Genomic DNA, 20,516 nt, shown 5'->3' with positions numbered 1-20,516 from the left:
GCTCCGCGGCGAAGATTGGCCGGCGACGCGCTCCGTCGGCGATAGCGGGCGGGCCGGGCCGGGACGACGGCGGAGCAGGGTTCCGGGCGGTCAGCTCTCGGGCCGCGACGACGGCGGAGCCTGACCTGACCGGCCGGCGGACCGGTCGGCCTCGGCCTCGGGCGAAACCTCGAACGCCGTCGCCTCGATCACCCGCTGCCCGCGCAAGGTGTCGTCCGGCGCACTCGATGCGTCGACGAGCCGGTCACCTCGAGGGGCGCCGGCACCGAGATCGGCGCCACGGGCCCCGGCCGGGAGCGCGGCCCGCGCCTGCAGCTGCGTGTAGATCTCCAGGTCCTCGTCGAACTCCGCGCGGCTCAGGCGCCGCACGGGCCCGTGCCCGGACCGCTCGGCGGCCTCGCGCCGCGCCAGGACCACCAGCGACAGCAGGAACCCGGCCGCGAAGATCCACCACTGGAACGCGTACGAGATGTTCATGACGTGCTTCGACTCCGGCCGCGTGTAGCCGCCGACCGCCACCGCGGGCGCCGGGTCCTCGGCGGACGCCACCACGTACCCGTCGAGCACCGGCAGGCCGGCGACCGGGGCGAGGTCCGTCACCCCGCGCACCGCCTGGAGCACCTGACCCGGGTCGAGCGTGTACACCTGCCCGTGGGGCTGGTCGCGGTCGCTCGGCTGCTCCGGCTCGCGCAGCCGGGCGGTGAGCGTCACCTCTCCGGCCGGTGGCCGGGGCACCTCGCCGCCGGTGTCGGCGACCTCGGCGGGGATCCACCCGCGGTCGACGACGACGAGCACCTCACCCGCGCCGGTCTCCGCGACGAACGGGGCGATCACGTGCACCGCCGGGGTGCCGTCGACGGGCCGGTTGCGCAGCAGGACGGTGCCGTCCTCGACGTAGTGGCCGCGCAGGCGAACCGGCTGCCACTCGTCGCCGGGCCCGACCGTAGGGGTGGGCGAGCCGCCGGCGGCGGTGCCGAGCGCCTCGTCGAGGGGCAGCGGCTGCGCGTCGTACACGGCGTTGACCTGCTCGGCCTCCGCGTGCCGCTCGACGTACCGGCCCCACTGCCAGTGCCCGAGCAGCACGCACGCCACCGAGGCGGTCACCAGGAGCGCGATCAGGCCGACCCAGCGACGGGTGCGCAGGAACGCGTACCGCCCGCTCGGCGCCGCCTCACCGTCTGCGCTCACCCGTGCGTCTCGTCCAGCTCGCCGACCCCGACGACGTCACGCAGGAAGGACCGGTCGGACAGGAACCGGCTGAGGTGCTCGCGGTGGGCGTCGCACGCCAGCCACACCTTGCGGCGGCCGGTGGTGTGCAGGCGGGGGTTGTTCCACAGCAGGGCGTGGACGGCCTCGGCGCCGCAGCCCTTGGCGCTGCAGCGCAGAACCTCCTCGGTCATCGCAGATACTCCGTCGTGGGGTCGTAGGGGAGCTGGGGCGGGGGCGGGGGCCCCGGCGGCCCGATCAGCGTGGTCGGAGGCTGCGGTCGCTCGCGGCCGGCGTTCGCCACCAGCACCGCCACGGCCGGCAGCACCACGGCGCCGGCCACGCACACCCACTTCCACGGTCCCGGAACCACCAGGAGAAGCAGGAAGCAGGCGGTGCGGATCCCCATGGAGATCAGGTAGCGCACGGTGCGGTCGTGCACGTCGTCAGCCAGGGCGCGGGGGGCCGAGGTGATCGCCTGGACCTGCGATCCCCGTGCGCGACGACCGGGCATCCTCATCCCTCAAGGCTACGCCGCACAGCGCCCGCAGGGACCTTCGTCCCCTCCAGCCCGGACGGCTGTGGGATGCCCCACTGGCCCGCCGCCGGGACGCCTTTTCGCCCTCGCCCGGGCGTCGGCTACGGTTTCCCCGCAGCGACAGGCGGATGAAGAGGAGATGTCGTGGCCGAGAAGGTCGGACGCAGTGTCCTGGTGACCGGGGCGAACCGGGGCATCGGCCGCGCGATCGCCGAGCGGTTCGTCGCCGCAGGCGACAGGGTCGCCACCATCTACCGCTCCGGCGACCTGCCCGACGGCGTCCTCGGCGTCGTCGGCGACGTGCGCGACACCGCCTCCGTCGACGCGGCCTTCACCAAGGTCGAGGAGGAGCACGGGCCGGTGGAGGTCGTCGTCGCCAACGCCGGCGTCACCCGCGACCAGCTCCTCATGCGCATGAGCGACGAGGACTTCGACACGGTCCTCGACACCAACCTCGCCGGCGCCTTCCGCGTGGCCCGCCGCGCCTCCAAGGGGATGATCCGCGCCCGCGCCGGGCGGATCGTGCTCATCTCCTCGGTCGTGGCCCTCTACGGCGGCCCCGGCCAGGTGAACTACTCCGCCTCCAAGGCCGGCCTGGTCGGCATGGCCCGCTCGATCACCCGCGAGCTGGGCGGTCGGGGGATCACCGCCAACGTCGTCGCCCCCGGCTTCATCGACACCGCGATGACCCAGGCCCTGCCCGAGAAGCAGCAGCAGGCCTACCTCGGGGCCATCCCCGCCGGCCGGTTCGGCACCGTCGACGACGTCGCGTCCGCCGTCCACTTCCTCGCCTCGCCCGAGGCCGCCTACATCTCCGGGGCCGTCGTCCCGGTCGACGGCGGCCTGGGCATGGGCCACTGACCACAACCACCGGCGCCCGCCGCGCCAGCGAAAGGAGACCCATGGGACTGCTCGAGGGCAAGACGATCCTGGTGACCGGGGTGCTGAAGGACAACTCGATCGCCTTCCACGTGGCGCGGCTCGCGCAGGAGCAGGGCGCCAAGGTCGTCCTGACGTCCTTCGGGCGCCAGTTCCGGCTCACCGAGATCACCGCCCGGCGTCTGCCCGCGCCGGCCCCGGTGGTCCAGCTGGACGTGCAGAACCAGGAGGACCTCGACAACCTCGCCGACGCCGTCCGCGAGCACGTCGACCACCTCGACGCCGTCGTCCACTCCATCGGCTTCGCCCCGCAGTCCGTCATGGGCGGGAACTTCCTCGCCGGGCAGTGGGAGGACGTCGCCACCGCCGTGCACGTCTCCGCGTTCTCCCTCAAGGCCCTCGCCGTCGCCGCCCAGCCGCTGATGGTGCCGGGTTCCGCGCTCGTCGGGCTCACCTTCGACGCGAGCTTCGCCTGGCCGGTCTACGACTGGATGGGCGTGGCCAAGGCGGCCTTCGAGTCCACCGCGCGCTACCTCGCCCGCGACCTGGGACCGTCGGGCATCCGCGTCAACCTCGTCTCCGCCGGCCCGGTGCGCACCACCGCGGCGACGTCGATCCCCGGCTTCGACCAGGTCGAGGGCGGCTGGGACGAGCGCGCCCCGCTCGGGTGGGACGTCTCCGACGCCGAACCCACCGCCCGGACCGTCGTCGGGCTGTGCTCGGAGTGGTTCCCGAAGACGACGGGGGAGATCGTCCACGTCGACGGCGGCGTCCACGCCATGGGGGTCTGACGTGGCGCGGACCCTCGTCCTGCTGCGCCACGCCAAGGCCGAGCCCGAGGCCGACCTCGGCGACGCCCGCCGTCCGCTCGCCACGAAGGGCCGCAAGCAGGCCACCGCGCTCGGCCCACGTCTGGCGGAGGTGACCGGCACGGTCGACGTCGCGCTCGTCTCCTCGGCGCTGCGCACCACCGAGACGTTCAAGCTCGTCAGCCAGCAGCTGCGCGTGCGCACGCACGAGGTCCGCGACGAGCTCTACGAGGCCGGTCCCCGTCAGGTGCTCGCCATGCTCCAGGAGCTCGACGCCGAGACCGCGACCGTGCTCGTCGTCGGCCACGAGCCCACCATGTCGCACCTCGCGTTCCTCCTGCACGACACCCAGGACGACCTCGCCCGGCAGGTCAGCCTCGGCATCCCGACCGCTGCCGCGTGCGTCATCGAGGTCCCGACGGCGTGGGCCGAGCTGGACCGGTCGACGGCGCACCTGACCCAGCTGGTCCGCCTCGCCGACTGAGCCGGGGAACGCCACGACGACAGCGTGGCGAGCGGGGCCGCCGGTCCGGTCTGCCGGAATTCTCGTGGACGACGGCGCAGCCGGCCGGGCACGCTCGCGGCATGGAGCCCCAGCCTGCGCCGTCGTCGTCACCGCGTCCCGAGGGCGGGCCGCGGTTCGTCTACTACACCGCCTCGACCCTCAACGGGTTCCTGGCCGACGAGGACAACTCCCTGGCCTGGCTCTTCGCCGTCGACTCCGCGGAGATGCCCGACCTCTCCGCCCAGCTCGGCGACGTCGGCGTGAACGTCATGGGCTCGACCACCTACGAGTGGGTGCTGCGCGAGGAGAAGGTCCTCGAGACGCCCGGCCGTTGGCAGGAGCTGGACTACCTCGGTGACCGGCCCGCGTTCGTCTTCAGCTCCCGGGAGCTGCCGCGGCCCGACGGGGCGGACGTCCGCCTCGTGCACGGCGACGTCGCGCGGGCCCTCCCGGAGATCGTCGACGCCGCGGACGGCCGGGACGTCTGGCTGCTCGGTGGTGGTGACCTGGTGGGCCAGTTCTGGGAGGCCGGTGCTCTGGACGAGCTCCAGGTCACCTTCGCGCCCGCCACGGTGCCGTCCGGCAAACCGTTGCTGCCCCGGCGCATCGGCCCGGACGGGCTGTCGCTGCGGAGCGTGGAGCGGTTCGGCCAGTTCGCGCACCTGACCTACGACGTGGGGCGCTGACGGCGCTGCCAGCGCTGACGGCGCTGCCGGGCCTGGTGCGTGCGCGCCCGCGGGTGGACAATCGGAAGTGCCCCGCAGGGAAGGAGTCCGCGATGTGCTACGACCGGTACTACACCGAACGCTGGGCAGAGAGGGAGCGGGAACGCCGCGCCCGTGAGAGCGGTCCGGCCGAGAAGCCGGCGGACGGCACAGAGGTACCGTCCGAGGTCCCGACCGAGATGGTCGAGGAGCAGCTCGAGAAGACGCGCTGACCTGCGCCACCGACGCCGGACCGGTGCCGACCGGTCCGGCGTCCCACGTCCCGGGAGTGCTGAGCGGACCGAGCTCAGCGGCCCAGCAGCCCCAGCACGGCGTCCAGGCGCGGGAAGGTCACGGCCGCGTCCGCCTGCTCCTGGACGACAGGCTTGGCGCAGAACGCGACCCCGAGGCCCGCGGCGTCGAGCATGTCGAGGTCGTTGGCGCCGTCGCCGACGGCGACGACCCGGTCCAGCGGCACGCCGTCGGCCTCGGCCCACGCGCGCAGATGACGCTCCTTCGCGGCCCGGTCGACCACCGGGCCGGACGTGCGTCCGGTGAGCCGGCCGTCCACGACCTCGAGGGTGTTCGCCACCACGTGCCGGATGCCCAGCGACGCCGCGAGCGGCTCCACCACCTCGGCGAAGCCGCCGGAGACCAGGCCGACGCTGCCGCCCGCCTCGTGGACCGCGGCCACCAGCTCCCGGGCACCCGGGGTGAGCGCCACGCGGGCGCGCACGTCCTCCAGCACGCCGGCGTCCAGCCCGGCCAGGGTCGCAACCCGCTCGCGCAGGCTGGCGGCGAAGTCCAGCTCGCCGCGCATCGCGCGCTCGGTGACGGCGGCCACCTGCTCGCGCGTGCCGGCGTGCTCGGCCAGGAGCTCGATGACCTCCGCGGTGATGAGGGTCGAGTCCACGTCGGTGACGAGCAGCCCGACGCCCTCGGCGGCGAGCGGGCCCGCGGTGACGGCGACGTCGACGCCGAGCGCCGTGGCCGGTCCGCGCAGCTCGGCGGAGGCGGCGTCGGCGCTGGTGCCGGGGCGCAGGGTGCCCGTCAGGGCCAGTCCGAACCAGCCGTCCCGCGAGGTGTCCGCCACGGTCACGTCGTCGGCCACGCGGGCGAGGACGGCCGACGCGTGGCTCACCAGGGACTCGGGGACGGGGCGGGGGGAGACCAGGCCGGCACGGACCAGGGAGGGGACGGGATCGTTCACGACCGGAACCCTACGGGCAGATTCGGGACGGGGACGCGCCCGTCCGTCATCGTGCGCCCGTCGGCTCAGCGCTCGACGGTCCAGCCCTTCGGCACCACGGTGATGCCCGACTCCGTGACGGTGAACCCGCGGGCGAGGTCGTGCTCGTGGTCGATCCCCACCTGTGCGCCCGGCTCGACCCGGACGTTCTTGTCCAGGATCGTGCGGTTGACGGTGGCGTTGCGGCCGACGTCGACACCGTCGAAGAGCACCGAGTCGCGCACGGAGGACCAGGAGTTGACCCGGGTGCCGGGGGAGAGGACCGAGCCGATGACCTCACCGCCCGAGATGATCACCCCGGGGGAGATGAGCGAGTCCAGGGCGTGGCCGAGCCGCTCGCGGTGGGCGTAGACGAACTTCGCCGGCGGCAGCCCCGTGTAGCCGGTGAACAGCGGCCAGGAGTCGTTGTAGAGGTTGAAGACCGGGTAGACGGAGATCAGGTCCTGGTTGGCGTCGTAGTACGCGTCCACCGTGCCGACGTCGCGCCAGTAGTTCCGGTCCCGGTCCGTGGAGCCGGGGACGTCGTTGAACGTGAAGTCGTACAGGCCCGCGGCGCCGTCGGCCACGAACGCCGGGACGATGGAGCCGCCCATGTCGTGCTTGGAGGACTCGTCCTTGGCGTCGGAGGTGACCGCCTCGACGAGGGCGTCGGCGTCGAAGACGTAGTTGCCCATCGAGGCCAGGACCTCGTCCGGGGAGTCGGCCAGCCCGACGGCGTCCTTCGGCTTCTCGAGGAACTCACCGATCTTGTGCGGGTTGTCCGCGTCGGCCTGGATGACCCCGAACTGGTCCGCCAGGGACAGCGGCTGACGGATGCCGGCCACCGTCAGCGGGAAGCCGGAGTCCATGTGCTGCTCCACCATCTGGGAGAAGTCCATGCGGTAGATGTTGTCCGCGCCCACGATGACGACGATGTCGGGCCGCTCGTCGTCGATGAGGTTGAGCGACTGGTAGACGGCGTCGGCGCTGCCCAGGAACCAGTGCTTGCCGACGCGCTGCTGCGCCGGCACCGGCGCGACGTAGTTGCCGAGCAGGTTCGACATGCGCCACGTCTTGGCGATGTGCCGGTCCAGGCTGTGGGACTTGTACTGCGTCAGCACGACGACCCGCAGGTAGCCGGAGTTGACGATGTTGGACAGCGCGAAGTCGATGAGGCGGTAGATGCCCCCGAACGGCACAGCGGGCTTGGCACGGTCGACCGTGAGCGGCATGAGCCGCTTTCCCTCGCCGCCGGCCAGGACGATCGCGAGGACGCGTGGGGCTGCCATGCCCCGACCATAGGGCCGGTCCGCGGTTCCCGTCGTCCGGTGGCAACAAATTGCTGCGTGTTGCGTGGATCACGGGCGGACCGGGCATGCTGGACCCCTCGCACCGGTGCGACGGGGCTCCGCGGCTCCCGTCCGACGAAGGAAAGCAGGAAGCATGAGGGTCGACCTCCTCACCCGTGAGTACCCGCCGCACGTCTACGGCGGCGCCGGGGTGCACGTGACCGAGCTGGCGCGGGTGCTGAGCCGCAGCGTCGACGTGCGCGTCCACGCCTTCGACGGCCCGCGCCCGGCGGACGACGCCGACGGCGAGGTGCCGGTCACGGGCTACGACGACCTCCCCGAGCTCCAGCAGGCCAACGCCGCGCTGCGCACGTTCGGCACGGACCTGACGATCGCGGCGAACCTCGCCGGCACCGACCTCGTGCACTCCCACACCTGGTACGCCAACCTCGCCGGGACCCTCGGGGCGCTCCTCAACGACGTGCCCCACGTCCTCACGGCGCACTCGCTCGAGCCGCTGCGCCCCTGGAAGGCCGAGCAGCTCGGCGGCGGGTACGCGCTGTCGAGCTGGGCCGAGCGCACCGCCTACGAGGGGGCCGCCGCCGTCATCGCCGTCTCCGGCGGCATGCGGGAGGACATCCTGCGCGCCTACCCCCAGATCGACCCGGACAAGGTCGTCGTCGTCCACAACGGCATCGACCTGCAGGGCTGGCAGCGCCCCACCACGGACGAGGAGCGGGACGCCGCGGCCGCCACCCTCGCCCGGCTCGGCATCGACGCCGACCGGCCCACGGTCGTCTTCGTCGGCCGCATCACCCGCCAGAAGGGCCTGCCGCACCTGCTCCGCGCCGTCGAGCACCTTCCGGAGGACGTGCAGCTCGTGCTGTGCGCCGGGGCGCCGGACACCCCCGAGATCGCCGCCGAGGTCACCGGCCTGGTGAGCAAGCTGCAGGAACGGCGCCAGGGCATCGTCTGGATCGAGGAGATGCTCCCGCGCCCCGAGCTGGTGGCCGTCCTGGCGGCCGGTACCGTGTTCGTCTGCCCGTCCGTGTACGAGCCGCTCGGCATCGTCAACCTCGAGGCCATGGCGGTCGGGCTGCCGGTCGTCGGCTCGGCCACCGGCGGCATCCCGGAGGTCATCGACGACGGCGTGACAGGCACCCTGGTCCCCATCGAGCAGGCCGACGACGGGACGGGCACGCCCATCGACCCCGCCAGGTTCGAGCGGGACCTCGCCGAGGCGCTCACCGCGCTGGTCACCGACCCCCAGCGCGCCGCGCAGATGGGGGTGGCCTCACGCCGCCGCGTCGAGGACCACTTCTCCTGGGACGCCATCGCCGACCGCACGTTCGAGGTCTACGAGAGCGTGCTGCGCGGGTAGCTGCGGGGAAAGCCGCGCACCGCCCCGAGGGCGGCCGCCCTCAGGCCCGGCGCGTGGCGCTGGCGGCCGCGAGAGCGTGGCGCGCGGAGCGGGCGACGTGGGCCAGGGCGCCCGCCCGGGCGCCGGCCTGGCCGGCGGTGACGGCCGCGCCGTCGTCGCTCGTCGCGAGGTCGACGATGGCCAGGAGGCGCGCCGCCCGCTCGAGGACGTCCAGGCGGCGTGGGTCGAGGTGCGGCGGGAGGAGCTCGTCCGGGATCGTCGCCAGCGACAGGTCGAGCAGCTCCTCGGCGAGGTCGGGCCGGTCGCGGGCGACGTCGAGCGCCTCGAGGGCGTCCACGGCCTCCGACATCGCGAGCTGGATGTCCCGGCGGGCCTGCGAGAGGGAGTCGACGCCCGCCAGGAGCAGACTGGGGGCCGGCAGGTGCTCGGTGATGTCGTGGTCGACGACCCATGTGACGAGCTCGCCCTGCTCCAGGACGCTGCCGTAGACCTCCCGCTCCGGGACGACGACGCCGCAGCGTTCCGTCGGGTTCCCCGGGCGGCGCAGGAGCAGCCCCTCGCCCGCGTCGAGCAGGTCCGCCGACCGGATGGCGGGCGCGCCCATCGGGTCGCCCGGGCGGGGCAGGATCGCGGCGACCTCGTCGGCCGCGGACAGCTCGACGAGAAGCTCACCGAGCGTCGTCGTCCCGGTCAGCACGGCGCCGCGCTCGCGCACGTGGTGCACCTCGTCCGCACCGGTGACGGCCAGGGCGGCGCGGCGCGCGGCCTGCGGTCCGTCGACCGCGGGCAGCCACAGCGCGAGGACCACCGACGCGGGGAGGGTGAGGATCGCCGGACCTGACATGGGGAACAGCGTAGTTCTGCGTCCGTCGCTCCCCGGCACGCGGTGGCGGCGCGGGACCGACGGTACGTCCGTCCTTCGGCGTGCACGCGCGGCCGGGGGCCGCCGGTGTTCTAGGGTCGAGCCCATGGGTGATGTGCTGGAGCTGAACGACGTCCTCGTCCGCCGCGGGAGCAAGACGATCCTCGACGGCGTCGACTGGTCCGTGAACGAGGGCGAGCGCTGGGTGGTGCTCGGGCCCAACGGCGCCGGCAAGACGACCGTCATCCAGCTCGTGGCCGGACGCCTCCACCCGACCAGCGGCACCGTGCGGATCATCGGCGAGGAGGTCGGGAAGACCGACCTGAACGAGCTGCGGCCCCTGGTGGGACTCGCCTCGGCCGCCCTGGACCAGCGGCTGCCGGCGGGGGAGCGGGCGATCGACGTCGTCGTCACGGCCTCCTACGGCATCACGGGCCGCTGGCGCGAGCAGTACGACGAGCTCGACCTGGACCGCGCCCAGGTGCTCCTTGACGTGTTCGGCGTCGGCCACCTCGCCGAGCGGACCTACGGCACCCTGAGCTCCGGGGAGCGCAAGCGCGTCCAGATCGCCCGCGCGCTCATGCCCGACCCCGAGGTGCTGCTCCTCGACGAGCCCGCCGCCGGGCTCGACCTCGGCGGGCGCGAGGAGCTCATGGCCGCCCTGTCCGAGCTCGCCGGTGACGGCCGCTCCCCGGTGATGGTGCTGGTCACCCACCACGTCGAGGAGATCCCCTCCGGCTTCACCCACGCCCTGCTGCTGCGTGACGGCACGGTGGAGGCGGCCGGGCCGATCGAGGACGTGCTGACCCCGCAGCACCTCTCCGCCGCCTTCGGGCTCGAGCTCGAGGTCGAGCGTCACCGGGACCGCTACAGCGCGCGGGCGGCCGGCTCGGCGCGCTGACTCGCGCACGGCAGCAGCTGCCGCACGGACGCCGGCCGTTACGGACGCGGCCCGTTACCGACCCGAGACCTGGCCCGTGCGCGTCGGCGGACAGGCGTGTCACCCGGCCCGACTAGGATCGTTCTCACAACGACGACGTCGGCGCTGGTCAGCCGCGCGCGAGGTGCGCGGCGGGGAGTGAGGGAACATGGCCTGGCTCTGGTGGCTGGGGGCCGCGCTCGTCCTCGGCGTCGTCGAGATGCTGACCGTGGACCTGATCTTCCTCATGTTCGCGGGCGGCGCGCTGGCGGCCATGCTCGTCTCCCTGCTCGGGGCGCCGTTCTGGGTGCAGATCATCGTCTTCGCCGGCGTCTCCGCCGCCCTGCTGTTCGTCGTGCGGCCCTGGGCGAAGAAGCTGCTCGACCGCTCGACGCCGGACACCGCCACGAACATCGCCGCGCACGTCGGCCGTGAGGCCACCGTGCTGATCGACGTGACCGAGCACGCCGGGCGCGTCAAGCTCGCCGGCGAGGTCTGGACCGCACGGGCGGCCCAGCGGGGCGCCGTGCTGCCGGCCGGGACCACCGTGCGCGTCGTCCGCATCGACGGCGCGACCGCCGTCGTCGACGCCGTCGAGGACCGCTCGTACCTGCCCTGACCCACCGAACCGACCGACCTACCGACCGACCCGCAAGAGGAGCACCATGGCCGAGAGCATCGGCGGCATCATCCTGATCATCGTCCTGGTCCTCATCGGGATCTTCGTCATCGTCGCGATCACGCGCGCGGTCCGGATCGTGCCGCAGGCGGTGGCGCTGATCGTCGAGCGCCTGGGCAAGTACCAGACGACCATGTACGCCGGCCTGCACTTCCTCATCCCGTTCGTGGACAAGGTGCGCGCCGGCGTCGACCTGCGCGAGCAGGTGGTCTCCTTCCCGCCGCAGCCCGTGATCACCTCCGACAACCTCGTGGTCAGCATCGACACGGTCATCTACTTCCAGGTGACCGACCCGAAGTCCGCGACCTACGAGATCGCCAACTACATCACCGGTATCGAGCAGCTCACCGTCACCACGCTGCGCAACGTCATCGGCTCGATGGACCTCGAGCAGACCCTGACCAGCCGCGACCAGATCAACGGCCAGCTGCGCGGGGTGCTGGACGAGGCGACCGGCCGCTGGGGCATCCGCGTCAACCGTGTCGAGCTCAAGGCCATCGACCCGCCCGCCTCGGTGCAGGGCTCCATGGAGCAGCAGATGCGTGCCGAGCGTGACCGTCGCGCCGCGATCCTGACCGCCGAGGGTGTCAAGCAGTCGCAGATCCTCACCGCCGAGGGTGAGAAGCAGGCCGCGATCCTCCGGGCCGAGGGGCAGGCGCAGTCCGCGATCCTCAAGGCCCAGGGTGAGTCCCGGGCGATCCTGCAGGTCTTCGACGCGATCCACCGCGGCAAGCCCGACAGCCGCCTGCTCGCGTACCAGTACCTCCAGATGCTCCCGGAGATCGCGAACGGCTCCTCCTCGAAGCTGTGGGTCGTCCCCACCGAGTTCACCGCGGCCCTGGGCGGTATCGCCAAGGGCTTCGGGGTCGACGGCAAGGCCGACGGCGGACCGGACCTCGACGGCGGCGAGCACCCGACCGTCGACTTCGGCGACTACGGCTCCGGCATGTCGAAGAATCTCCAGGAGACGACCCTGCAGGACCCGGACGAGGCGCTCGCCCAGGCGCGTGGCGAGGCACAGCGCGCCACGTCCGAGGCGACCCATGCGGGCGAGGCGTCCGGCGCGCCGTTCTCGCGGTCTGCCGAGGTGGGCCAGCGGCCTGCCGAGTCCGGGCCCACCCGCGCGCAGCGGAGGGCCGCCTCCGAGGCAAGGGTCGAGGAGGCCATCGCGGCCGGCGGCGAGCGGGCGCGCCGGGAGGCGCAGCGCCAGGCCGAGGAGCTGACCGAGCGGGCGCACACCAGCCCCGCCGGGCCCGGGCCGCAGGAGGGTGCGCCGGACGACACCTCTCGCTTCGCGCCGCCGCAGCAGCAGCGGCCGGAGGACCAGGGCGAGGAGCCCGGGCAGCGCTGAGGCTACTGCGACGCGGCGGCGGGCTCCGGCCCGCCGCCGTCGGTCGTCCCGGCGGTGTCAGTCGTCCCGGCGGTGTTGGTCGTCCCGTCCCTCTCGCCGGTCAGCAGAGCCGTGGGCTCGCGGACCAGGAGCCGCTCGGCGGTGATTCGGCATCCGTCCGTAATCACCCGCGGAGCGCCCGGAAACGTGATGACGGACGTCATCCGTGGCGCGTACGCTGATGCGGCCGCGGCAGCCCGTGGCAGTAGAGAAGTGGGTCCGATGCTCCTCAGAGTCCTGCGACGCTTCCTGCGCCCCTACCGGCGCGACGTGGCGGTCATCGTCGTGCTGCAGATGGTGCAGACCATCGCCGCACTGTCCCTGCCCACCCTCAACGCCGACATCATCAACAACGGCGTGGTGCAGGGCGACACCGGCTACATCGTCCGCATCGGTGGGCTGATGCTCGGCATCAGCGCGGTGCAGGCGGTCTGCGCGGTCGCGGCCGTCCGCCTCGGTGCCCGGACGGCCATGGCGGCGGGCCGGGACATGCGCGCCGCCGTCTTCGACCGCGTCCAGCGGTTCTCCGCCGCCGAGATGGGCCGCTTCGGCGCCCCCAGTCTCATCACGCGCACCACCAACGACGTCCAGCAGATCCAGATGGTCACCGTGCTGACGTTCACCATCATGGTGATGGCCCCGATCATGATGGTCGGCGGCGTCTTCATGGCCCTGCAGCAGGACGTCGGCCTCTCCGCGCTGCTGCTGGTCGTCATCCCGGTGCTCGCCGCCGTGATGGGGCTGGCCATCTGGCGGATGGCCCCGCTGTTCAAGGTGATGCAGAAGCGCATCGACCGGATCAACCTCGTGCTGCGCGAGCAGATCGCCGGCGTGCGGGTGGTCCGGGCGTTCAACCGGCAGCCCACCGAGCGGGTCCGCTTCGACGAGGCCAGCACGGAGCTCATGGCGACGGCGCTCGGCGTCGGGAAGATCATGGCGGTGGTCTTCCCGGCGGTGCAGCTGATCATCGGGGCCTCGTCGGTGGGCGTGATCTGGTTCGGCGCCGGCCGCATCGACACGGGCGAGATGGAGGTCGGCTCCCTCGTCGCGTTCCTCAACTACCTCATGCAGATCCTCATGTCCGTGCTCATGGCGGTCATGATGTTCGTGATGGTCCCGCGCGCCGAGGTCAGCTCCGAGCGCATCAAGGAGGTCCTGGACGTCGAGCCCGAGATCGTCGTCCCGGCGGAGCCCGTGCCCCTGCCGGTACCACCGAACGGGAACCGCGGCCTCGTCGTCGAGCTCGACGGCGCGAGCTTCGGGTACGCCGGCGCGGAGTCGCCGGTGCTGTGCGACGTCGACCTGCGTCTCGAACCCGGACGCACGACGGCGGTGATCGGGTCGACCGGCTCGGGCAAGACGTCCCTGGTCAACCTGATCCCGCGCCTGGTGGACGTCACCGCCGGTGCGGTGCGGGTGGCCGGGGTCGACGTGCGCGAGCTCGACCCCGGTGCGCTGCGCGCGCGGGTGTCACTCGTGCCGCAGAAGGCGTACCTGTTCTCGGGCACCGTCGCCTCCACGCTGCGGCACGGGCGGCCGTCGGCCACCGACGCCGAGCTGTGGCGGGCGCTCGAGATCGCCCAGGCCCGGGACTTCGTCGAGGCGCTGCCCGGTGGGCTGGACGCGCCGGTCGAGCAGGGCGGCACCAACTTCTCCGGCGGGCAGCGGCAGAGACTCGCGATCGCCCGGGCCCTGCTGCGCCGCGCGGACGTCTACCTGTTCGACGACTCGTTCTCGGCCCTCGACTTCGCCACGGACGCCCGCCTGCGGGCCGCCCTGCCATCGGCCACCGGCGGGGCCACCGTGCTCGTCGTCGGCCAGCGGGTCGCCTCCATCCGTGACGCCGACCAGATCGTCGTCCTCGACGAGGGGCGCGTGGTCGGCGTCGGGACGCACCACGAGCTCATGGAGACCTCGGAGACGTACCGCGAGATCGTGCTCTCCCAGCTCAGCGCGGAGGAGGCGGCATGAGCGGGCACGGGCCGGGGCCGCGCGGTCCGGGCATGGGACCGGGCATGGCACCCGCGCAGAAGTCGCTGCACTTCGGCGACTCCCTGCGGCGCCTGATCGGCGAGCTGCGGCCGGAACGGGCGTGGATGGTGCTCGTCGTCGTCCTCGGGGCGGGGTCGGTCTTCCTGCAGGTGCTCGGGCCCAAGCTGCTCGGCGACGCGACCAACATCGTCTTCAACGGCGTCGTCGGCAAGATGCTGCCGGAGGGCGTCAGCAAGGCGCAGGCGATCGCCGGCCTGCGTGCGGCCGGGCAGGACCAGGTCGCTCAGATGGTCTCCGGGATGGACGTGGTGCCCGGGCAGGGCATCGACTTCGGCGCGCTCGGCACCACCGTCCTCGTGGTCCTCGCGGTCTACGCGGCCGCCGCCGTGCTCGGCTGGGGGCAGGGGTTCATCCTGGCCCACGTCGTCCAGCGCACCGGTTACCGGCTCCGGCGTGACGTCCAGGCCAAGATCGACCGGCTCTCCCTCTCGCATCTCGACTCCCAGGCCCGCGGGGACACGCTCTCCCGCGTCACGAACGACATCGACAACGTCACCCAGTCGCTGCAGCAGACCCTCTCGCAGCTGATCGTCTCGCTGCTCACCGTCGTCGGGGTGCTGGGCATGATGTTCTACCTGTCCTGGCAGCTGGCGCTGATCGCGCTCGTCACCGTGCCGCTCTCCGCCTGGCTCACCATGACCATCGCCAAGCGGGCGCAGCCGCACTTCGTCGCCCAGTGGAAGTCCACCGGCGACCTCGGCGGCCAGGTCGAGGAGGCCTTCACCGGCCACGAGCTGGTCACCGCGTTCAACAGCCAGGACGCGTTCGCCACCGCGTTCACCGAGGAGAACGAGCGCCTGTACCGGGCGAGCTTCCGGGCGCAGTTTATCTCCGGGACGATCATGCCGTCGATGGCGTTCGTCTCGAACCTCAACTACGTGCTCGTCGCCGTCGTCGGCGGGCTGCGAGTGGCGTCGGGGGCCCTGACCCTCGGCGAGGTGCAGGCCTTTATCCAGTACTCGCGCCAGTTCAGCCAGCCGCTCGCCCAGCTCGCGTCGATGGCCAACCTCGTCCAGTCCGGCGTCGCCTCCGCGGAGCGGATCTTCGAGCTCATGGACGCCGAGGAGGAGGCGCCCGACCCGGTGCCGGGCGCCCGCCCGGCCGCGGTGCGCGGCCGCGTGGAGTTCCAGGACGTCAGCTTCCGCTACGAGCCCGACACCCCGCTCATCGAGAACCTGGACCTGGTGGTCGAGCCGGGCCAGACGGTCGCCGTCGTCGGCCCCACCGGGGCGGGCAAGACCACGCTGGTGAACCTCATCATGCGGTTCTACGAGATCGACTCGGGCCGGATCCTGCTCGACGGCGTGGACACCCGCACGATGACGCGAGCGGACCTGCGCGACCAGATCGGCATGGTCCTGCAGGACACGTGGCTCTTCCAGGGCACCATCGCGGAGAACATCGCCTTCGGCCGCGACGGCGCCACGGACGCCGAGGTGGAGCTCGCCGGCCGCGCCACGAGCGTGGAGCGGTTCGTCCACTCCCTGCCCGACGGCTACGGCACCGTGATCGACGACGAGGGCGGCGGCGTCTCCACCGGCGAGAAGCAGCTCATCACCATCGCGCGTGCCTTCCTCTCCGACCCGCAGATCCTCATCCTCGACGAGGCCACCAGCTCGGTGGACACCCGCACCGAGGTGCTCGTGCAGCAGGCGATGAACGCGCTGCGCCAGGGCCGGACCAGCTTCGTCATCGCCCACCGGCTCTCCACCATCCGCGACGCCGACGTCATCCTCGTCATGGAGGAGGGACGGATCGTGGAGAAGGGCACGCACGCCGAGCTGCTCGAGGCGCGCGGTGCCTACGCGCGGCTGTACGAGTCCCAGTTCGCCGCCCCGGTGGTCGAGGAGACGTAGGCCGCGGCGCTGCGCCTGGACCGGAGCGGCCCCGAGGCACGGAATGATGGTCCCCGTGCCGCTGATCCGTCTCACCGACCCCGCCGACGACCGGCTCGGGGACTACACCAACCTCACCGACGTCGCGCTGCGCTCGAAGCACGAGCCCGAGAAGGGCCTGTACATCGCCGAGAGCTCCAACGTCATCACCCGCGCCGTGGAGGCGGGGCACCGCCCCCGGTCGTTCCTCATGGCGGAGAAGTGGCTCTCCTCGATGGCGCCCGTCATCCAGGCCGCAACGGGGGCGGACGACGGCGGGGCCGAGATCCCCGTCTTCGTCGCCGAGGAGCCGGTGCTGCGTGCGATCACCGGCTTCCACCTGCACCGCGGCGCGCTGGCGGCCATGCACCGGCCGCCGCTTCTCGGCGTGCGTGAGCTCCTCGCCTCGGCCCGCGGGGGAGAGGGCGCGCGGCGGGTCGCGATCCTCGAGGACATCGTCGACCACACGAACGTAGGCGCCATGTTCCGCTCGGCCGCCGGGCTGGGGGTGGACGCGGTCCTGGTGACGCCGCGCTGCGCCGACCCGCTGTACCGGCGCAGCGTGCGCGTCTCGATGGGCACCGTCTTCCAGGTGCCGTGGACCCGGATGACCGTCTGGCCCGGCGGCGTGGACAAGCTACGCGAGGCCGGCTACACCGTGGCCGCCATGGCACTGTCCGACGACTCTGTCAGCCTCGACGACTTCGCCGTCTCCCCGGCCGTGACCGGGCCGGACTCGAAGGTCGCCATGGTGCTCGGCACCGAGGGCGACGGGCTCGCCCGGACCACCGTCGAGGCGGCCGACCTCGTCGTACGCATCCCGATGGCGGGCGGCGTGGACTCCCTCAACGTGGCCGCAGCCTCCGCCGTCGCCTTCTGGGCGACACGGGCCCAGGGCGGCGTCTAGAACCTCGTCGCCTTCCACCTCTGCGCGGCCAGGGCGGCACTCCCTCGCTCCGTCCCCGTCGAGGGTGGTGATCGAGTCCCTGGATTGCCTGTGCTCGCTACCCTGACCGCGGGAGGAACCGTGGCGCACCCGATCATGTTCGACGACGACGATCCGTTCCTTGCACGGTTACGTGCCCTTGCGCTCTCGTTCCCCGACGCCGAGGAGACGATCGCGCACGGTCGCCCGCACTTCCGGGTGAAGAAGGTCTTCGCGGTGTACGGGTCGAGCACCAAGGGCGCGGCCGACGTGCGGGTCAGATACCCCCACGGGCTGCTGGTGCTGCCGGAGGAGTCGGAGCGGGCGGCCCTGGCCGACGACGCACGGAGTTTCGTGCCCGCCTACCTCGCTCCGTCCGGCTGGATCGGCCTCGACCTCGCCGCCGGTGGGGCCGGTCCTGACGACGTGGACTGGCAGGAGGTCGCCGAACTTCTGGACGGTTCCTACCGCCAGGTCGCGACCCGGCGGCAGCTCGAACAGCTGGACGCCGACGGCGGACCGGCAGCTAGCTCGAACGACTCGGTGCGCCCTCGCGCGGTCTGACTGCTCACCGCGCGAAGCGCGTCGACCGCCTGGTCGTCCACCGCCACGCCTGCTGCCAGTCCAGCATCACTGCTCCGGCCACAATCCGTCACCGCCCCATCGCCTCCCGGTCCGTCCCCCGGCACGCAAACCGCCGTCCTGTCCACAGATCTCCGACAGCCTGAGCGGATGTCGGTGGGTCGTACTAGTGTTCGATGCATGGTCAGGGGCAGGGTTGGCGGGGTCGGCGGTCAAGGTGCCGCCGGGGCCTCGAGTGCCTTGGTGTCGGACCTGGAGCGTGCGTTCGCCGAGGTCGTGAGCGGCTGGGCGGAGGCCGGCGTCGCGCTGTACCCGCCCTCCTCGGAGCTGGTGTGGGAGGTCGGAGCGCCGGCCGACCCGGCAGAGGACGCGCCCGCGACCTCGGGCGACGACGTCTCGGCGGACGCCATCTCGGCCACGACACCGGATGGCGGCGGTTCGGCCACGGCGACCGATGACGGCGCCTCGGCCGTCGATGAGGACCCCACTGCCGACGTCGCTCCCTCTCCCGACTTCGCTCCCTCTCCCGACTTCGCTCCCTCGCCCGGCTTCCCTCCCTCGCCCGGCTTCCCTTCCTCTTCCGGCTTCCCTCCCTCTTCCGGCTCCTTGCTCTCTCCTTCCGGCGGTGGCTCGTCCGGGGAGGGCGCCGCTGCTGCTGATGGTGCGGTCTCCTCGGTGCCGTGGTGGGCGGTGGTGCCCACGGGGGCGGCGCCGGCCCCGACCACCGTGCCGGTGCCCGCGCCGGGGGACCCGGGCCTGGCCGAGGCGTTCGGGCGGGGGCTGGTGGACGGGGAGGCGGACGCGGCCGGGGCCTCGGCCCTGGAGGCCCTGCCCGGCGGGCCGGTCCTGGCCGGGCTGCTGGGTCCGTTGGTGCCCGGGGAGGTCGGGGCGGCGACGTTGGTGGAGACGATCGCGGCGTTCGAGCGGGTGGCGTCCTGGGCGACGGCGATGCAGGCAGTTCATGTGCGGGAGCTGACGGATCGGCAGGGGATGACGTCGCGGGCGGCGGACCGGGCGGCGGCGGAGGTCGCGGCCCGGCTCGGGTCGACGAACGCGGTCGGGGCGGCGAAGGTGAGCCTCGCCGCGGCGCTGGACTCCTTCCCCGAGGTCGCCGACGCGCTGACCACCGGGCGGATCGATTCCCGCAAGGCGACCGTGCTGACCACGAGGGAGCCGGGCCTGACCACGGGTCAGCAGCGCCGGGTCGTCACCGACCTGCTGAAGGACGCCGACCGGCTCTCCGGGCCGAAGCTGCGCAACCGGCTCCGCGCCGCAGCGCTGAGCGTGAACCCGGACGCGGGGGTGGAGCGGCGCCAGCGCGAGCACGCCGCGCGGAAGGTCACCATCACCCCCGCCCCGGACGCGATGGCCTGGATCACCGCCTACGTGCGCGCGGACCACGCCCACACGATCAAGACCGCCCTGCGCGCGCTGGCCGATGCCGCCGTCGACGGCGACCAGTCGGACGAGCGGTCCCGGGAGCAGGTGGAGGCGGACGCGTTCGTCGACCTCTTCGCCTCCGTCCTGGACCGCGGCGTCGACCTGGCCGGGCACCCCCTCCCCACCGGGCGCCTCGCCCGGGCCGGGGCGCAGATCACCGTCGGCGCCGGCACCCTGCTCGGCCTGGACCACCAGGCCGGCTATCTGGCCGGGTAAGGGCCGATCCCGGCCGAGCTCGCACGCGAGCTCGCGCAGGACGCGACGTGGCGGGCACTGCTGACCGACGAGCACGGCCACTTCAAGGACCTCTCCACCAAGGCCTACCGGCCCGGGGCGGACCTGACCCGCACCGTCCGCGCCCGCGACATCACCTGCACCTTCCCCGGCTGCACAAGACCGTCGGTGGTGTGCGACCTGGACCACCGCATCGCCTACGACCCCGCGATCGCGCACCTCGTGGCGCAGACCAGCGTCTGCAACCTCCACCCGCTGTGCCGGCGGCATCACAACCTCAAGACGTCGAAGCACTGGGACGTGGTCCGGGAGAAGGACGGCACCCTGCTGTGGATCCCCGCCCGGACCGGGCACCGGTACCGGCACACCCCCGACCCACCCGCCGGCGCACCGGCCGCCGTCAACCGCTGGGCCGACCTCTTCGCCAACACCGACCCACCCTTCTAGCACCGCAGCAGTCTGCGGCACCGCAACGCGGCATGACCGCACCGCCCACGTTCTCCGTCCACCACCCAGGCCAGGAGCCGACGCGCACCCGCGCGCCGGCTCCGAGCCATGCTCCGACCAACTGCCCATGATCAGTCGCGACGCGTGCCGGCTCGGGCGCTTCAGCGTTTCCGCATCACCAGAACGTCGGGCGCACGGATGAGGCCGAGGATCTGCCGGACCGGCACGGGAGCCCAGGATCGCCAGGGGTCGTGCACGAGCGTCGGTTCGACGAGCTCGACCACGCGCCCCCGGGTCCGCAGCGTGCAGCGGCCGGCTGCGCGCACGTTCCGGACCCACTCGGCGTCGCGGCCGTAGGTGAGAGCGATGCGGAAGCCGCTCTCGCCGTCGCGGAAGACGTTGACCGGAATCGTGTACTGGCGTCCCGTGCGCCGGCCGACGTGCGTGAGCAGCCCGAAGCCCGGGAGGTGCGGGGCGACGAGACGCATCGCCGGGTTCAGCACACGCCGGTTCGCACGAGCGACCGCCCGCGGTATGGGACTCATCGCGCCTCCTCCGACAGGTGCCGCCCAA

The 20,516-nt window shown here is 72.8% G+C and carries 22 protein-coding genes; 15 read left to right on the top strand and 7 right to left on the bottom strand.

What is annotated here, in order from left to right:
- Positions 1-90: 90 nt before the first annotated feature.
- From ATJ97_RS03865 to ATJ97_RS03855, 3 genes are read right to left on the bottom strand one after another with little or no spacing between them, the layout of a single operon-like run.
- Positions 91-1,188 carry an SURF1 family cytochrome oxidase biogenesis protein gene (locus ATJ97_RS03865; protein ID WP_098482615.1) on the bottom strand — a complete coding sequence of 366 codons (1,098 nt, stop codon included), beginning with the start codon at positions 1,186-1,188 and terminating at the stop codon, positions 91-93.
- Entirely contained in the window at positions 1,185-1,400 is a 216-nt protein-coding gene (locus ATJ97_RS03860) for a hypothetical protein (protein ID WP_098482614.1), read from the bottom strand. Before ATJ97_RS03860 ends, ATJ97_RS03865 begins: the two co-directional genes overlap by 4 nt.
- Entirely contained in the window at positions 1,397-1,726 is a 330-nt protein-coding gene (locus ATJ97_RS03855; RefSeq protein ID WP_211287037.1) for a DUF3099 domain-containing protein, read from the bottom strand. Before ATJ97_RS03855 ends, ATJ97_RS03860 begins: the two co-directional genes overlap by 4 nt.
- 162 nt (positions 1,727-1,888) lie before the next feature.
- Between ATJ97_RS03855 and fabG the strand changes: the two genes are divergently transcribed.
- From fabG to ATJ97_RS19660, 5 genes are all read left to right on the top strand, one after another.
- On the top strand, positions 1,889-2,605 hold the full coding sequence (gene fabG, locus ATJ97_RS03850; RefSeq protein ID WP_098482613.1) for a 3-oxoacyl-ACP reductase FabG: 717 nt from the start codon (positions 1,889-1,891) through the stop codon (positions 2,603-2,605).
- Positions 2,606-2,646: 41 nt separating this feature from the next.
- Positions 2,647-3,414, top strand: a complete 768-nt coding sequence (gene fabI / locus ATJ97_RS03845) for an enoyl-ACP reductase FabI (protein ID WP_098482612.1) — start codon at positions 2,647-2,649, stop codon at positions 3,412-3,414.
- Between the two features lies 1 nt (position 3,415).
- The gene (locus tag ATJ97_RS03840; protein WP_098482611.1) at positions 3,416-3,916 is read left to right on the top strand and encodes a SixA phosphatase family protein; all 501 of its coding nucleotides are present in this window, start codon (positions 3,416-3,418) and stop codon (positions 3,914-3,916) included.
- A gap of 101 nt (positions 3,917-4,017) precedes the next feature.
- Positions 4,018-4,623 carry a dihydrofolate reductase family protein gene (locus ATJ97_RS03835; RefSeq protein WP_098482610.1) on the top strand — a complete coding sequence of 202 codons (606 nt, stop codon included), beginning with the start codon at positions 4,018-4,020 and terminating at the stop codon, positions 4,621-4,623.
- 92 nt (positions 4,624-4,715) lie between these two features.
- On the top strand, positions 4,716-4,874 hold the full coding sequence (locus tag ATJ97_RS19660; protein ID WP_170037113.1) for a hypothetical protein: 159 nt from the start codon (positions 4,716-4,718) through the stop codon (positions 4,872-4,874).
- 74 nt (positions 4,875-4,948) lie between these two features.
- On the opposite strand, the gene serB is transcribed toward ATJ97_RS19660, so the two are convergent.
- The gene (serB, locus tag ATJ97_RS03830; protein ID WP_245862091.1) at positions 4,949-5,851 is read right to left on the bottom strand and encodes a phosphoserine phosphatase SerB; all 903 of its coding nucleotides are present in this window, start codon (positions 5,849-5,851) and stop codon (positions 4,949-4,951) included.
- Between the two features lie 65 nt (positions 5,852-5,916).
- The gene (glgC, locus tag ATJ97_RS03825) at positions 5,917-7,158 is read right to left on the bottom strand and encodes a glucose-1-phosphate adenylyltransferase (RefSeq protein WP_098482609.1); all 1,242 of its coding nucleotides are present in this window, start codon (positions 7,156-7,158) and stop codon (positions 5,917-5,919) included.
- A 154-nt stretch (positions 7,159-7,312) separates the two neighbouring features.
- On the opposite strand from glgC, the gene glgA reads away from it, so the two are divergent.
- Positions 7,313-8,539 carry a glycogen synthase gene (glgA, locus tag ATJ97_RS03820; RefSeq protein WP_098482608.1) on the top strand — a complete coding sequence of 409 codons (1,227 nt, stop codon included), beginning with the start codon at positions 7,313-7,315 and terminating at the stop codon, positions 8,537-8,539.
- A 40-nt stretch (positions 8,540-8,579) separates the two neighbouring features.
- Here the strand turns inward: glgA and ATJ97_RS03815 are convergent, their stop codons facing one another.
- Positions 8,580-9,383 carry a hypothetical protein gene (locus ATJ97_RS03815; RefSeq protein WP_098482607.1) on the bottom strand — a complete coding sequence of 268 codons (804 nt, stop codon included), beginning with the start codon at positions 9,381-9,383 and terminating at the stop codon, positions 8,580-8,582.
- A gap of 124 nt (positions 9,384-9,507) precedes the next feature.
- Between ATJ97_RS03815 and ATJ97_RS03810 the strand changes: the two genes are divergently transcribed.
- The 9 genes from ATJ97_RS03810 to ATJ97_RS20250 all read left to right on the top strand — a co-directional run bounded on the left by ATJ97_RS03810 (position 9,508) and on the right by ATJ97_RS20250 (position 19,943).
- On the top strand, positions 9,508-10,302 hold the full coding sequence (locus ATJ97_RS03810) for an ABC transporter ATP-binding protein (RefSeq protein WP_098482606.1): 795 nt from the start codon (positions 9,508-9,510) through the stop codon (positions 10,300-10,302).
- 187 nt (positions 10,303-10,489) lie between these two features.
- Positions 10,490-10,939 carry an NfeD family protein gene (locus tag ATJ97_RS03805; protein ID WP_098482605.1) on the top strand — a complete coding sequence of 150 codons (450 nt, stop codon included), beginning with the start codon at positions 10,490-10,492 and terminating at the stop codon, positions 10,937-10,939.
- A gap of 46 nt (positions 10,940-10,985) precedes the next feature.
- Positions 10,986-12,350, top strand: coding sequence for an SPFH domain-containing protein (locus ATJ97_RS03800; protein ID WP_170037110.1), 1,365 nt, complete (start codon positions 10,986-10,988; stop codon positions 12,348-12,350).
- Between the two features lie 261 nt (positions 12,351-12,611).
- Positions 12,612-14,360 carry an ABC transporter ATP-binding protein gene (locus ATJ97_RS03795; RefSeq protein WP_098485201.1) on the top strand — a complete coding sequence of 583 codons (1,749 nt, stop codon included), beginning with the start codon at positions 12,612-12,614 and terminating at the stop codon, positions 14,358-14,360.
- A complete protein-coding gene (locus ATJ97_RS03790) occupies positions 14,357-16,297 on the top strand; it encodes an ABC transporter ATP-binding protein (RefSeq protein ID WP_098482604.1) in 1,941 nt (646 codons plus the stop codon). The genes ATJ97_RS03795 and ATJ97_RS03790 overlap by 4 nt, the downstream gene beginning before the upstream one ends.
- A gap of 46 nt (positions 16,298-16,343) precedes the next feature.
- Complete coding sequence (locus tag ATJ97_RS03785; RefSeq protein WP_098485200.1) at positions 16,344-17,222, top strand: TrmH family RNA methyltransferase; 879 nt, start codon at positions 16,344-16,346, stop codon at positions 17,220-17,222.
- 120 nt (positions 17,223-17,342) lie between these two features.
- Positions 17,343-17,804: an MmcQ/YjbR family DNA-binding protein gene (locus ATJ97_RS03780; RefSeq protein ID WP_098482603.1), complete on the top strand. Its 462-nt coding sequence runs from the start codon at positions 17,343-17,345 to the stop codon at positions 17,802-17,804.
- A 261-nt stretch (positions 17,805-18,065) separates the two neighbouring features.
- Positions 18,066-19,478 (top strand): DUF222 domain-containing protein, encoded by a 1,413-nt coding sequence (locus tag ATJ97_RS03775; protein WP_098482602.1) that lies wholly within the window; start codon positions 18,066-18,068, stop codon positions 19,476-19,478.
- A gap of 186 nt (positions 19,479-19,664) precedes the next feature.
- Positions 19,665-19,943 (top strand): hypothetical protein, encoded by a 279-nt coding sequence (locus tag ATJ97_RS20250; protein WP_245862089.1) that lies wholly within the window; start codon positions 19,665-19,667, stop codon positions 19,941-19,943.
- A 161-nt stretch (positions 19,944-20,104) separates the two neighbouring features.
- On the opposite strand, the gene ATJ97_RS03765 is transcribed toward ATJ97_RS20250, so the two are convergent.
- A complete protein-coding gene (locus ATJ97_RS03765) occupies positions 20,105-20,488 on the bottom strand; it encodes a nitroreductase family deazaflavin-dependent oxidoreductase (protein WP_098482600.1) in 384 nt (127 codons plus the stop codon).
- Positions 20,489-20,516: the final 28 nt, after the last annotated feature.

Origin of the sequence: Georgenia soli (assembly GCF_002563695.1) — a bacterium.
GTDB classification, from domain to species: Bacteria; Actinomycetota; Actinomycetes; order Actinomycetales; family Actinomycetaceae; genus Georgenia; species Georgenia soli.
This window is presented reverse-complemented; position numbering and strand designations above follow the sequence as displayed.

Excerpts from the sequence above, each read along its gene's own strand:
- ATJ97_RS03860 (WP_098482614.1), bottom strand. The coding sequence starts at position 1,400 with ATGACCGAGGAGGTTCTGCGCTGCAGCGCCAAGGGCTGCGGCGCCGAG.
- ATJ97_RS03855 (WP_211287037.1), bottom strand. The coding sequence starts at position 1,726 with ATGAGGATGCCCGGTCGTCGCGCACGGGGATCGCAGGTCCAGGCGATC.
- fabI (WP_098482612.1), top strand. The coding sequence starts at position 2,647 with ATGGGACTGCTCGAGGGCAAGACGATCCTGGTGACCGGGGTGCTGAAG.
- ATJ97_RS03835 (WP_098482610.1), top strand. The coding sequence starts at position 4,018 with ATGGAGCCCCAGCCTGCGCCGTCGTCGTCACCGCGTCCCGAGGGCGGG.
- ATJ97_RS19660 (WP_170037113.1), top strand. The coding sequence starts at position 4,716 with ATGTGCTACGACCGGTACTACACCGAACGCTGGGCAGAGAGGGAGCGG.
- glgC (WP_098482609.1), bottom strand. The coding sequence starts at position 7,158 with ATGGCAGCCCCACGCGTCCTCGCGATCGTCCTGGCCGGCGGCGAGGGA.
- glgA (WP_098482608.1), top strand. The coding sequence starts at position 7,313 with ATGAGGGTCGACCTCCTCACCCGTGAGTACCCGCCGCACGTCTACGGC.
- ATJ97_RS03815 (WP_098482607.1), bottom strand. The coding sequence starts at position 9,383 with ATGTCAGGTCCGGCGATCCTCACCCTCCCCGCGTCGGTGGTCCTCGCG.
- ATJ97_RS03810 (WP_098482606.1), top strand. The coding sequence starts at position 9,508 with ATGGGTGATGTGCTGGAGCTGAACGACGTCCTCGTCCGCCGCGGGAGC.
- ATJ97_RS03805 (WP_098482605.1), top strand. The coding sequence starts at position 10,490 with ATGGCCTGGCTCTGGTGGCTGGGGGCCGCGCTCGTCCTCGGCGTCGTC.
- ATJ97_RS03800 (WP_170037110.1), top strand. The coding sequence starts at position 10,986 with ATGGCCGAGAGCATCGGCGGCATCATCCTGATCATCGTCCTGGTCCTC.
- ATJ97_RS03795 (WP_098485201.1), top strand. The coding sequence starts at position 12,612 with ATGCTCCTCAGAGTCCTGCGACGCTTCCTGCGCCCCTACCGGCGCGAC.
- ATJ97_RS03790 (WP_098482604.1), top strand. The coding sequence starts at position 14,357 with ATGAGCGGGCACGGGCCGGGGCCGCGCGGTCCGGGCATGGGACCGGGC.
- ATJ97_RS03785 (WP_098485200.1), top strand. The coding sequence starts at position 16,344 with ATGGTCCCCGTGCCGCTGATCCGTCTCACCGACCCCGCCGACGACCGG.
- ATJ97_RS03765 (WP_098482600.1), bottom strand. The coding sequence starts at position 20,488 with ATGAGTCCCATACCGCGGGCGGTCGCTCGTGCGAACCGGCGTGTGCTG.